The sequence below is a fragment of the Vibrio sp. MM46 genome (assembly GCF_027587135.1).
GTDB classification, from domain to species: Bacteria; Pseudomonadota; Gammaproteobacteria; order Enterobacterales; family Vibrionaceae; genus Vibrio; species Vibrio harveyi.
On record NZ_JAPPTO010000008.1, the window covers coordinates 207,044 to 219,563 of the forward strand.

Annotated in this window: 10 protein-coding genes and 1 other RNA gene; 8 read left to right on the forward strand and 3 right to left on the reverse strand. The window is 43.1% G+C overall.

Annotated features, from left to right (window positions below):
- The first annotated feature begins 107 nt into the window (after window positions 1-107).
- A complete protein-coding gene (locus tag OH459_RS11500) occupies window positions 108-3,158 on the forward strand; it encodes a cadherin repeat domain-containing protein (protein ID WP_256901877.1) in 3,051 nt (1,016 codons plus the stop codon).
- A 57-nt stretch (window positions 3,159-3,215) separates the two neighbouring features.
- Here the strand turns inward: OH459_RS11500 and tesB are convergent, their stop codons facing one another.
- Entirely contained in the window at window positions 3,216-4,076 is an 861-nt protein-coding gene (tesB, locus tag OH459_RS11505) for an acyl-CoA thioesterase II (protein WP_005446627.1), read from the reverse strand.
- A gap of 167 nt (window positions 4,077-4,243) precedes the next feature.
- Here tesB and OH459_RS11510 point away from each other — a divergent pair, with 167 nt between their 5' ends.
- A complete protein-coding gene (locus OH459_RS11510; RefSeq protein ID WP_005446628.1) occupies window positions 4,244-4,678 on the forward strand; it encodes a YbaY family lipoprotein in 435 nt (144 codons plus the stop codon).
- Between the two features lie 34 nt (window positions 4,679-4,712).
- Here OH459_RS11510 and OH459_RS11515 read toward each other — a convergent pair whose 3' ends face one another.
- The gene (locus tag OH459_RS11515; RefSeq protein WP_005446629.1) at window positions 4,713-5,015 is read right to left on the reverse strand and encodes a DNA base-flipping protein; all 303 of its coding nucleotides are present in this window, start codon (window positions 5,013-5,015) and stop codon (window positions 4,713-4,715) included.
- A 273-nt stretch (window positions 5,016-5,288) separates the two neighbouring features.
- Between OH459_RS11515 and OH459_RS11520 the strand changes: the two genes are divergently transcribed.
- The 6 genes from OH459_RS11520 (at window position 5,289) to OH459_RS11545 (ending at window position 12,118) form a co-directional block, all read left to right on the forward strand.
- The gene (locus tag OH459_RS11520; RefSeq protein ID WP_005446632.1) at window positions 5,289-6,032 is read left to right on the forward strand and encodes a hypothetical protein; all 744 of its coding nucleotides are present in this window, start codon (window positions 5,289-5,291) and stop codon (window positions 6,030-6,032) included.
- Window positions 6,033-6,206: 174 nt separating this feature from the next.
- A complete protein-coding gene (locus OH459_RS11525) occupies window positions 6,207-8,204 on the forward strand; it encodes a GGDEF domain-containing protein (protein ID WP_069686932.1) in 1,998 nt (665 codons plus the stop codon).
- Window positions 8,205-8,347: 143 nt separating this feature from the next.
- An RNA gene (gene ffs / locus OH459_RS11530) (signal recognition particle sRNA small type) lies at window positions 8,348-8,444 on the forward strand.
- Between the two features lie 119 nt (window positions 8,445-8,563).
- A complete protein-coding gene (locus OH459_RS11535; RefSeq protein WP_005378566.1) occupies window positions 8,564-9,187 on the forward strand; it encodes a TnsA endonuclease N-terminal domain-containing protein in 624 nt (207 codons plus the stop codon).
- Between the two features lie 2 nt (window positions 9,188-9,189).
- Window positions 9,190-11,055 carry a Mu transposase C-terminal domain-containing protein gene (locus OH459_RS11540; protein WP_269986819.1) on the forward strand — a complete coding sequence of 622 codons (1,866 nt, stop codon included), beginning with the start codon at window positions 9,190-9,192 and terminating at the stop codon, window positions 11,053-11,055.
- Window positions 11,024-12,118, forward strand: a complete 1,095-nt coding sequence (locus OH459_RS11545; protein ID WP_269986821.1) for a TniB family NTP-binding protein — start codon at window positions 11,024-11,026, stop codon at window positions 12,116-12,118. Before OH459_RS11540 ends, OH459_RS11545 begins: the two co-directional genes overlap by 32 nt.
- A 3-nt stretch (window positions 12,119-12,121) precedes the next feature.
- Here OH459_RS11545 and OH459_RS11550 read toward each other — a convergent pair whose 3' ends face one another.
- A complete protein-coding gene (locus OH459_RS11550) occupies window positions 12,122-12,430 on the reverse strand; it encodes a helix-turn-helix domain-containing protein (RefSeq protein WP_269986822.1) in 309 nt (102 codons plus the stop codon).
- Between the last annotated feature and the right edge of the window lie 90 nt (window positions 12,431-12,520).

Sequence of the window (12,520 nt, forward strand, 5' to 3'; positions counted from 1 at the left end):
ATTTCGGGGTTGATGGGTATGAAATTAATCCCAAATGGGGGTGGTGATGAATAAAACATCGTATTATTATCGCGCCACATTCCTGATGTAAGAAATTATTACAAAAAATGAAAAGATATTATTTTCTCTTGTTTTTCGCTGCTGTTATTGCAGGTTGCGGTGGTGGGGGCGGTGATTCCAAACCCGATAATTCAAACTCTTCAACTCAAACGACCAAGCAAAGCCGTGCTCAGTTAAAGGTAGAAGACACAAAGCTTGCCTTTGATGGCGTTGGTCACGTTCTTAATACAACGATGAGCAATGTGCAGGGCACGATCACATACCAAATTCTCTCTTCAACACCTTCTAATGTGGTCCAAATTGATGAATCTGGGCAATTGCAGATTCTGCGCCCTGGCATCGCGAAGGTAAAAGCGACGGATAACAGCTCGATTTATGAGTCTTCTGAGGCAGAGTTCACTGTGACAGTGAGCAAAGGCACTAACCCCGATTTAGTGGTCAACGAACTCAATTTGAACGCATTGAATAAAGACGGTGAGTTATTGGTTGTTCGTGGGCAGCGAGGCCAAATAAGCTTTGAAGTGGTTGATGGTGATGAGCACTTGGTTCGCGTAAACCAAAATGGTCGCGTGTATGCTATTGGAGCGCAAGGTCAGGCGCGAATCCGTATTCACGATACGGGAGATGATTATTACCAAGCGCGCGATATTTATGCCAATGTCCATGTTTTCCAAGTTGGTGCTGAACAATTACAGTTTGCGCCTCTAAGCCCTGTTTATAGGGACGGTTTAACACTAGAACCAGTTCGACTGGATGACGTCGAAACTGAGAGTCTTACGTTTAAGCTTGCTGACAGTAACGTCCAATCCGATGTTGTTGAAATTCTTGATAAGAACACCGGTTTACTGTTGATTCATAACGCAGGGCAGGTCGAAATAGAGGCGACGGCAACATACAGCCAAGGTTTTGTTCAGCAGCAACAAACAGCCCGTTTTGTGGTGAACGTTGCCAAAGGTAAGCGTCAGCCGCTCAACTCTATCAATATCGCTGCAAACTACAGTGCTAACCAATCGCTGTATCCTCTCGTTAGCAATGCAAAGGGCGACTACTATTTTGATGTGGCTGAAGGGCAAGATGTTGTTCGTGTATCTCCAAATGGAGACGCTCTGATCATACAAGGTGTCGGTCAAGCAAAAATCGACATTATTGAGCGAGAAATACGTAATTTTCCTAATACGCAAACTCAAATCACGGTTGATATTGCTCCAGCACCGCACCCAGACATGGAAGATGTTGCAATTGCTCTCACTTATCAAGATGAGTTAACAGTTCCACTGCAGTTTGCTGGTCAGAAAGGCAAACTCAGTTTAGTTGATTCTATTCCTGAAGGGCTGCAAATTGCTGCCGGTAAAATCTATGTAAATAGAGCAGGCAGCTACACGCTACGCTTTGAAGATGATGGTGGTGAGTATTATCAATCGACTCAGTTTGATGTCGTTCTTAATGTCGCCAAGGCTCAAGGCTCAGCAATGCCTGTGAAAGACTATGAGGTTGTATACAGCACAAATCATCAGTTCCAGTTATTACGTGATTTTGAGTTGCTCGCTTCTGGCGATGGAATTGAAGTTCTCGACAATACCCAGCCGAGTGTTGCTGATGCCATCGCGAATGGTCTGGTTCACGTGTATAAAGCGGGTGTGACAACCTTAACGTTACGTCGTAAAGAGAGTCAGAACTATACCGCGGGACCAGAGCAAACGGTAACCTTCACCATATTGAGTGCACCGAGTCGAATCCAGATTAGCTCTGATGTCGAAGTTAATTGGAACGCGCTTAAACCATCGGTAGCCAAACCGACAATTTCAGGAGTGGTTGGTCAGGTCAGCTATGCGTTTGCTGAAGGTTCAGAAACCGATGTGGTTTCATTAGACCCTAACTCAGGTGAAATGCGAATTCTGAATGCTGGCAGCACAAGAATTGTCGTGTCTGATGTGGGCAATGAGCAATACTCCGCTGGACAAGCAAGCTTTGCTGTTACCGTTAAACCGATTGAGAGCCGTGCGACTATTACCTATCCACAAGCGACATATGGTCCTGGTGACAAGTTAAAACCTAATTTAAACGGTGATGGTGTCAAAGCTGAATATCGCTTGATCAACCAATCAGATCCGTCTGTAAAAATGGCTTCAAACAATGGCGAGTTAACGATACTGCATGCTGGAGATTACACTGTTGAAGCCACGTTAACAGGACGTAACTACCTAACTAAAAAGGTCAGCTATCAGGGAGAAATAAGCAAAGCCGATCACCCTGGTTTATCTGTACTTCGCCAAGAGGTAGAGTTTGAACCCTTCAAAGAAGTGGTGCTAGATTTTGGGCGAGCAATTGGCGAACGCAGTTACGTACTACACAACACCAGACGCGAAAATATAGCGTCACTAGATCCTTCACGTGGTGTTATCACCTTAAAAGGCTATGATTCTAGTCGCTCTGTGCAAATTAATATTGCTGAGAAAGAAACTCGCGATTACAAAGAGATGCGTGACACTCCGGTAACAGTAGTACTCAACCTCTCTGCTTCTGGCGTAGCGGATAAGTACACACATTTAACAGGTGGTCAAACGGTCGTTGGTAGTGAATTGAATGCACAACAATTCGCTAATTTAAAAGAAAGTGAATTTGGTATTATGGGAGCGAGCTTCTTACGAGAGCCTACAGATACTGAATTGGTTGAGAATGGCGAAGGTAAAGTTGCCTTGTTGCAGATGAAACCTAAAGATAGTGATGATCTAATGGAGCGACGAGCTGTGTGGATGCATATTGCTCGTTTTGATGGCTGTCGTGCTGCATTATTGGATCCTAATGATCCTCGCCCATTTTTAGCGATCGACTATTCAGCGGAAGGTTATTGTAAAACCGGTGCAACCTTTCGTATGACTCGTTATTTGGTTATTGATGACAGCAAGCTTGAAAAAGGAACCAAATACGAGATAGTCAGCCCATTGATTCAGTACCGACGTGGACATCGCGAGTTTCTGGCCACTAAGAAAGGGGGGCAATACGCGGAACCAGGTGTGATTTATCATAAAGGTGAGTACGGTCCTCCAGACAGCTTGTACGAGTGGTCTGTTGTAACTTTTGAATATCAAAAAAACTAATTGACATAAAAAGGAGTGCATAAGCACTCCTTTTTTAGTCCCAATTTGTGAGAAGAGCTATTTGGTAAAGCGCATCACACCTTCTTGAACTGCCGTTGCAACAAGATGACCTTGTTGGTTGTAGATTTCCCCACGAACTAGACCGCGAGTGTTACTGGCGGTTGGACTTTCAATTACATACAGCAACCACTCATCCATCTTAAACGGGCGGTGGAACCAGATAGAGTGATCGATGGTTGCCACTTGGAAGTTCGGAGTCATCAATGACACTTCGTGTGGATGAAGTGCCGTTGTTAGGAAGCCCCAATCCGACGCGTAAGCTAGGAGATATTGGTGAATCAGTTGGTTCTCTGGCATTTCTCCATTGGCGCGAATCCATAGGTACTGTTTCGCTTCAGTTTTCTTAGGTTTCAATGGGTTTACGATGTTGACTGGGCGAGTCTCGATAGGTTTTTCGCCACAGAATGTTTTGCGTAAACGCTCGGGTAAGAACTCTGCAATATGGCTGGCAAGCTCAGTTTCCGAAGGAAAATTCTCCGGTCCAGGAATATCTGGCATGGTGTTTTGATGATCAAAACCAGGAGCATCGCCATGATAAGACGCCGTTAGATAGAAAATAGGACGACCATTTTGAATCGCTTTGACTCGACGAGTACTAAAGCTGCGCCCGTCACGTAGGTTCTCTACGTCATAGATGATTGGTTTCTCTGGATCGCCAGGATAGAGGAAATAACTGTGAAACGAGTGCACTGTGCGTGCGTCCTCTACAGTGTAACGTGCAGCAGATAATGCCTGTCCAATAACCTGGCCACCGTAAACTTGAGGTAAACCTAGGTTCTCGCTTTGACCACGGAACAAGCCTTCTTCTAGTTTTTCGAGTTGTAGTAGGCTGAGCAATTCTCTTAGTGGTTTACTCATGATGTCTCCTCACCTTGTTTTTATTGCTGCTTCAATTATGAAACAAAATCAACTGTTTGATAATTTCTAACTTAGTCAAACTATTGTCAAATAGATAAGCGTACAGCAGACAGTTTAATAATCTCCCTCTATACTTAGCGCGAATTGATACACCCGTTGAGGAAACTATGAAAAAAACACTACTACTTGTTACTTCTTTACTATTCGGTGCTGCACTAGTGGGTTGCCAAACTTCTCAAACAACAGAAATGGAATCAGCTGAGGCGTCTATGAAGACAATTACAGGTACAGTGGCTTACCGTGAGCGTATTGCACTGCCTCCGCACGCAGTCGTTACGGTTGCGCTAGAAGATGTTTCTCTTGCGGATGCCCCAGCTAAAGTACTAGCGAAACAAACATTCGAGACAGAGGGTAAACAAGTACCTTTGGCATTTGAACTGAGCTACAACAGCAACGATATCAAACCAAACCACCGTTACAGCCTACGTGCTCGTATCGAAGTGGATGGTAAATTGCGCTTTATCAATGACACAAGCATTCCTGTCATTACAGATGCAGAACAAACGCACCAAGCAAACATTCGTCTTGTTGGTACTCGTTAATCGTTAGCCAAACTGATTGTTAAAATGGCAGCCATTAAGGCTGCCATTTGTATTTTCTGAGCGAGACTTTTCCAATCTCAGACACCTCAATTCCCTCAGCTTCAAGCTTTTGCTTTTGTCTTTCCAGATCGCGACCTTTCAACGAAATCTTCCCCTGACTATTTATGACACGAAACCATGGCAGTTTACTGCCTTCGGGTAGATTACCTAACGCTTTACCAACATGCCTTGCGTAGCCCGGATAGCCAGCCATTTTGGCAATTTCACCATAAGTAGAAACACGTCCGGTGGGAATTTGGTGAATTACAGCAAAGATTTGCATTAAAAATTGGTCCATACTGAAAGTGTCCATTGTTGTTTACCAAGGAATGGTAATACACAAGACTTGTACTTCGCTATCAGTTCTTGCTCCTTAACATCATTTGTCGCTCATCTCTCTTCACCGCCTTTTATTGTTTCTTTTGTGAGCTGCAAGTGATCTCTCAGAGTAAGTTGGAAATACAAAAACAAGCTTATGCTTAGTTTACATATAGACCCGCTCAACGACTTTTAATGCCCAGTTTGACATGCCGTTGAGTTACCAAGTTGGTTGGGGAAGCCAGGAGGCGCTATGATTTTTTCGACACTTCAATTTCTTATTACGACTCTTCTTGCCGTGGTGTGTGCTCGTGCCATCAGTTTGAGCGAAGGAGAGATCCCCGTTCTCGCCTTAATGATTCCCGCACTGTGGATATTGCCACAAGGAGGAATTGCCGGTTTGATTCTGCTCGGTGCCATGACCGTTTATGGTGTCACTCTGTCGATGCAGCCGATTGCATTGTCAGTGGGCGTTTTGATCCTATTCCCACTATTAATGGTCGTGTTCTCACGTCGTAGTTCACTAGGCGTATTGCTTACCGCGGGTCTGATTGTATTGACCTTACAAGTAGGCATTATGGTGACACAACAAGCCGGGAAGCTTGATGGCTCTGCGTGGTTGACAGTGGTACAAACCTTATCAGTGATAGTCATGTGGTGGGCAGCAAATCATTGGAAACCTTCAGAAAAACACAGTTGGTGGTCATTGCTGTTGTTGCTGCCACTGTGGTTAGCTGATTTGCCTTATGCTGTGCTTGTCGCACTAAGTATTACGGGAATTCTGGCTTCTATGGAGGCGTTAACTAAGATTCGAAATTCGATGCGTTGGGGTAAGTTGCTCTGCTGGACTTTGCCGACCGTAGGGTTCGCTGCATTAGTCGTTAGCCCAAACATTGAAGTACCAAACCCTGTCTTTGTTGTTTGGATTTGTTTGCTCGGAACGGCTTGGATGACGGACTACATCTTACGTAGTAGCGATGAGCAGGCAGAGTTATGAAATAGTTGTAGTCGCTCTGGGTAAATAGTGACCCGTGCGGCAGACTCTTGATTTGTTTATGAAATAATAGGCCGAATGTTATATGTTCGGCCTTTCATATTTATTGTGCATTTAATAATAAAAATTCAATCCTACCTTCAATATGTATGAAGGGTCCTTTTAGAAACGTTTGTCATGGTTAAAGTAGTTCAAAGGCTGTTGGTTTTTGCTTGCTTTCTATTGAGTTTGAGCCTCAAAGCAGAACCGGAACAAGCCCCTAATTATAAGGTAGCGACAGAGGCGGATGATGTCGTTACTCGCGTGTTATTTGACGCAGTAGCAGAACATTTTGGTGTTTCGATCCAGTACGTGAATTACTCGAGTTTCGACGCTATTTTGGATTCTGTTGCGAACGGTGAGAGCGACTTTGCTGCGAATATCACCTACACCTCAGAACGTGCACTGAAGTTCAGTTATTCACGTCCAACTAACATTGAATATACTTATCTGTATGGTTTGAATGACGCGACCTTAGGTGAAGCGAGTGTTGTTGGGGTACCAAAAGACACCATCTATGCAGAGCTTATTCAACAAAACTACCCTGAGTTGCTTCAAGTTCCTTATCAAGGGCATGAAGAAGCGGTGGCACTGCTGCGTTCTGGTCAAGTTGATGGGGTAGTAGATGCTATCAATCAACTCAAACCTATGTTGCTAGAAGGCTTTGATGCCAAACTTCTTAATGACCAAATCTCCATCAAGCCTGTTTCTATTGTTAGCCAGAAAGGATCACATCTTGATGAGTTGTCGACGTTTGCCAATTTTATTCACGATGAATCGGTACAAAAGCATTTACGCGAACAAGTTGCGCTATATCAGTTTGAACTTCGACAGACAGCATTGCGTGAATCTATTAAACGACTGCCAATCGATTTAGAGCAGCCTCTTACTATCAAGTTTGAATCCATCTTCCCTTACGTGGTTTATAAAGAGGACGGCTCTGTCGAAGGGATGACAGCAGACGTCGTAATGAAAAGCTGTAAAATTTTGGCTTTGAATTGTGTGGTTATCAGCAAGCCTGATGAAAGTTGGGAGTCCATGTACGCCCAATTTATCCAAGGTGAATTCGATTTATTAGCGCCACTGACCATCAGTCGAGAACGACGTGCTTTCAGTTACTTCCCTCAGCCTCATTACCAACCAACGTCGGTTATGGTGAAACGCTTGGGCTACAAGCCCAACGTATATTCCCATGTGTCTCAGCTTATTTCTGAACGTATTGGTGTGGTAAAAGATGACTTTTTTGATCAAATGCTTACCCAAATGCTGCCATTAAAAGAACTCAAGCGATTTGATTCTCAGCAAGCAACATTAGATGCCTTGTTAGCCAGAGAGATTGATTACATTGCGATGGACACCGCTATGCTGAATCATTTCTTACGTTTGAGTGAGTTAATTCCAATTGAACAAGACGATGCGATTGGTGAGTTTTACGAATCGGAATTGTCGATAGGGTTAACAACCAATCAGCGTGGTGAAATTCTCGCCCCATACTTTAGTCGAGCAATCTCCATGCTAGATTTGGAGAAAATTGTTGCTCAGTATGACTTAAGACCAGATTGGCGAACCGCCTTAGAATATGAAGTTCGTTTGGCGACGCAGACTCAAGCTGTGTTTGTTTTTGTGCTGGTGTTTGCGGTTGGTGTCAGCTTGTACCTATATCGTCAATCAAACACTGACAACTTGACTGGATTGAGAAATCGACGCTCGTTACAACTTAAGTACCGACAGGGTGTACCAAAGGATCTTGCGGTCTTGTATCTCGATATTAACCACTTCAAGCAAATCAACGATACGTTTGGACATCGAGCAGGGGATAAAGTGTTGCAATTGCTGTCGCTCAAAATACATCGTGTGTGGGCGGGTAGAAGTTATCGTATTGGTGGTGATGAGTTTATTTTGCTTGGTTATCCTACTGAGGTTCAGTTAAGTCGAGCGGTTGAAGAGCTGAGTTCACTGGATGTCAAAGACGAACAATCTGATGGTTTGAATGTGGTAACCATTTCTGTGGGTGTTTCCGCCAAGCGAGAACGAAGCGTTAGTCTTGAGCAAGCGCTGCATTTAGCAGATGAAGATATGTACTCGAGCAAACAAGCTTCCCGGAATTGTAATGAAGCAAACCCTTGTATGGTTTAGCTTTAATAGACTGAATTGACCGACTTTTGTCCAAACGGAAGTGAAAAGGACAAATTCGTCGCTTTAGCCCTTGCAATCCGAGAGGCGATGCTGAATAATCCTCACATCATTTGAGACAAGCTCTCAAAACAAGAATTATGGGGCTCTGGTCCTCTCGCAACAATAGCTCGTGAACTCGGTCAGGTCCGGAAGGAAGCAGCCGCAGCGTGTGACTTGTGTGCCGGGATGTGGCTGGGGTCCCACCCTTTATGAAGCCTGCAATATATGTTCGCATAAATTGCAGGCTTTCTTCATATTTGCACCATAAGTCTTCATAGTCTATTTTTTTGTTGTAGCTTTACAACAAAAGTGATTTTGCTATGTTCGACCAAACCAAGAAATCATCTCACGTACACAACATCTGTAAGTTCATGAGCTTGAAGAATGATGCAGTTGTTCGCACTCTGTCCATTTTAGAATTTGATTTCTGTTTTCACCTTGAATACAACGTAGACATCAAAAGCTTCACCTCCCAACCTTTTGGTTTCCACTATCAATTCAATAATCGAAAGTGTCGATATACCCCCGACTTTTTGGCGACAGATCACGATGACCATTCAACTTTCTTCGAAGTAAAACACTCTAGCCAGATTCTCAAACCTGACTTCAGGGACCGATTCAAAGAGAAACAAAGAGTTGCATTGAATGACTTTAACAGACGCTTAGTTTTAGTTACTGAGAAGCAAATTAGAATGGGACCAACTTTAGATAACTTTAAGCTACTACACCGTTACTCCGGATTGCGAACCGTGACTGAGTTTCAAAAGTTAGTGTTGGCGTTTATCCAACGTAAACAAATGGTGAAGTTACAAGAAGTGTCTTTGTATTTCGGTTTATCGGAACAGGACACACTTATCTCTACTCTACCTTGGATCTCTTCAGGGCAAGTTAAAACAGACCTCAATAATATTGGCTTTGGCCTCGAAACTTACGTTTGGTGTTAACTATGTCATCGGACTCTAATAACATATTTGGGTTCTTTGATGAGTTTGAAGCTTCAGAGGGAGAGTCTCAGCCGCTTCCAATAGAGCTAATTCAAGAACCTATTGAAATCTCTTCAACTATTGATTCTCAATCACCGAAGGTACAGCAAGAAGTTATCCGTCGTATCAAAATCATCGCGTTCGTAGAGAAGCGTTTAAAGGGCGGATGGACCGAAAAAAACTTGAATCCCCTCTTAACTCTTGTGGAATCGGAATTACAACTCATTCCCCCGAGTTGGCGAACTTTAGCAACTTGGAAAAAATCTTACTTTGAAGCGGGTAAAGACCCATGTGCACTTATTCCGAAGCATACGTTTAAGGGCAATCGCCAAAAAGAAATGGATTCGCAATCCTTGATTGACGAGGCAATTCAGAACGTATACCTGACACGTGAGCGACTTAGCGTTGCAGAAGCATACCGATACTATAAGAGTCGAGTGATTCAAATAAATCGTGGGATTGTCGAGGGGAAAATTAAACCAATTTCAGAGCGTTCTTTTTACAATCGAATACACGGCTTACCCCCATATGAGGTCGCGATCGCAAGGTTTGGCAAACGATACGCAGACCGAGAATTTCGTTCGGTTGGTCAGCAAGTAGCTGCGACCAAACCAATGGAATATGTCGAAATTGACCATACCCCAGTACCAGTGATTTTGATTGATGATGAGTTGGATATTCCTTTGGGGCGCCCCTACCTGACGATGCTTTATGATCGTTTCAGTAAATGTATCGTTGGGTGCAGTATCAACTTTAGAGAGCCTAGTTTTGATTCTGTCAGGAAGGCGTTATTGAACTCGCTGCTAGATAAGAGTTGGGTAAAGCAAAGATATCCATCTATTGATAATGAATGGCCTTGCCACGGTAAGATTGACTGTTTAGTTGTCGACAATGGTGCTGAGTTTTGGAGCCAAAGCTTAGAAGATTCGTTACGGCCTCTAGTGTCTGATATCCAATACAGCCAAGCCGCTAAACCTTGGCGAAAGTCAGGGATCGAAAAGCTGTTTGATCAGATGAACAAAGGATTAGTGAACGCACTGCCTGGAAAAACGTTCACCAATCCTACTGAGCTACAAGATTACAACCCAAAGAAGGATGCGGTGGTTAGAGTTTCCGTGTTTCTTGAGTTACTTCATAAATGGATTGTCGACTATTACCATATGGCACCTGATTCAAGAGAACGTGAAATTCCATACCACAAATGGAAACAATCAGAATGGACTCCCTCTTACTACAGTGGTGCTGAGAAGGAGCAGTTGAGAGTTGAGCTTGGTTTGCTTAGACCCAGAACCATTGGAGTGTCAGGGATCAGGCTTCATAACCTCCGCTATCAGTCCTCAGAACTTATTGAATACCGTAAATATTGGACGTCCAACAATGGCAAAAAGCTGTATGTTAAGACCAAAACAGACCCTTCTGATATCAGCTACATCCATGTTTATCTAGAATCGGAAAAGAGGTACATAAAAGTTCCAGCGGTAGACAACAGCGGATATACAAATGGTCTATCACTTTTTGAGCATGAGCGCATACAAAAAGTACGCAGGCTTAACACTAAGCAGCTTGCTGATGATGAGGCGCTTGCAGATACATTTCTGTATATGAAGAAACGTATTCAGGAAGAAACCGATAGATTCCGCGGTGCAAAAAGCAATAAGGCTAGCTTGCCTAAAACGGGCAATACTTCGAAGTTAGCAAAGTTTAATGATGTAGGTTCTGAAGGACCAAGCTCAATCAGTACGGATCTGGCCAAAAAAGAAGCTGCGGTCGTATTCGATGTTTCAGAACAAGTAGCTGATGATGATTTTGAAGATATTGAGGGGTATTAATTTGAACTTAACATCTAGTCAGTTTGAGCAGCTAAGATCTTTTGAAACCTGTTTTATCGAATACCCTGCAATAACTGAAATCTACTCTATTTTCGATCAACTTCGTTTTAATTATTCCCTTGGCGGTGAACCGGAGTCTTTCTTGTTAACTGGTGAGGCCGGAAGTGGAAAGACGGCTTTGATTAACAACTATCTATCACGCTTCCCGCCTAGTTCAACTTGGAGTAAACAACCTGTTCTTAGCACCAGAGTGCCAAGCCGCATAAATGAACAGAACACGCTTACGCAGTTTTTAGTCGATTTAGATGGAAAGTCAGGTGGAAGAGGTACCCGACGACGTAATGAAATTGCTCTTGGTGAGGCAGTCGTAACGCAACTTAAACGTAAATCTGTTGAGCTGATTATCGTCAATGAAATTCAAGAGCTTGTGGAATTTTCTACAGCAGAAGAAAGGCAAGCTATTGCTAATACGTTCAAATATATAAGTGAAGAAGCAAAAGTCTCGTTTGTGCTGGTTGGTATGCCATATGCTGATGTAATAGCGACAGAGCCACAATGGAACTCACGATTAAGTTGGAGACGAAAGATTAACTATTTCAAGCTGTTGAAAGCTAACAGCCATTCGAGTGGAACGGTATCTTATAGTTTTGACTTGGAGCAAAAAAAGCACTTTGCTAAATTTGTTGCTGGTTTGAGTGCGAGAATGGGCTTTGATGAACCGCCGGTGCTTACAAAAAATGAAGTGTTATATCCTTTGTTTATTATGTGTAGAGGGGAGTGCCGAGCGTTAAAGCACTTCTTTAAAGACGCACTACTTATGAGTTTCAGTGAGAACGTTGATACGATAGATAAAGCGATATTGTCACGTACCTTTTCATTTAAGTTTCCCTACTTGGACAACCCTTTTAATTGCTCTATCGAGGAGCTTCGTCTTCATCAAATTGACTCTGGATCGTCTTACAACCTGAATGCCATTGCCGTAGAAGATAAGATACTTGCTCCGCGATTTACGGATGCAATTCCATTGAGTATGTTACTGAGCAAAAATGGACTTAAAGCTTAAGTATTAGCTCTCACTCTTTAGACTCTTAAGCAACACCGCCTTCTCTTCATCACTCATCTTATCAATGGCACATGCTAGTTCAGCACTCAATTCGTTCCTACAGAAAAAATAGTTCAGTGGAACATCTAGCTCTTCAGCCATTCGCTCTAGTGTACCAATATCTGGTACGTGTCTACCTTTCTCATAATGGTTCATTCGCCCACTAGCAGAACTTGGTTCCATGCCGATTTTCACCCCTAAATCTTTTTGGGTGATCTTGGCTTTTTTACGCGCAGCTTTGAGCCTCGCTGGGATTGGGTTGTCTTTCTGCACTTACACATTTCTTTTCAACCTTTAGATAACTTAGATTGTCTAAGTTTTACTGATTTTTGTATACTTAGCAATCCTAAGTTTTTATTGCAT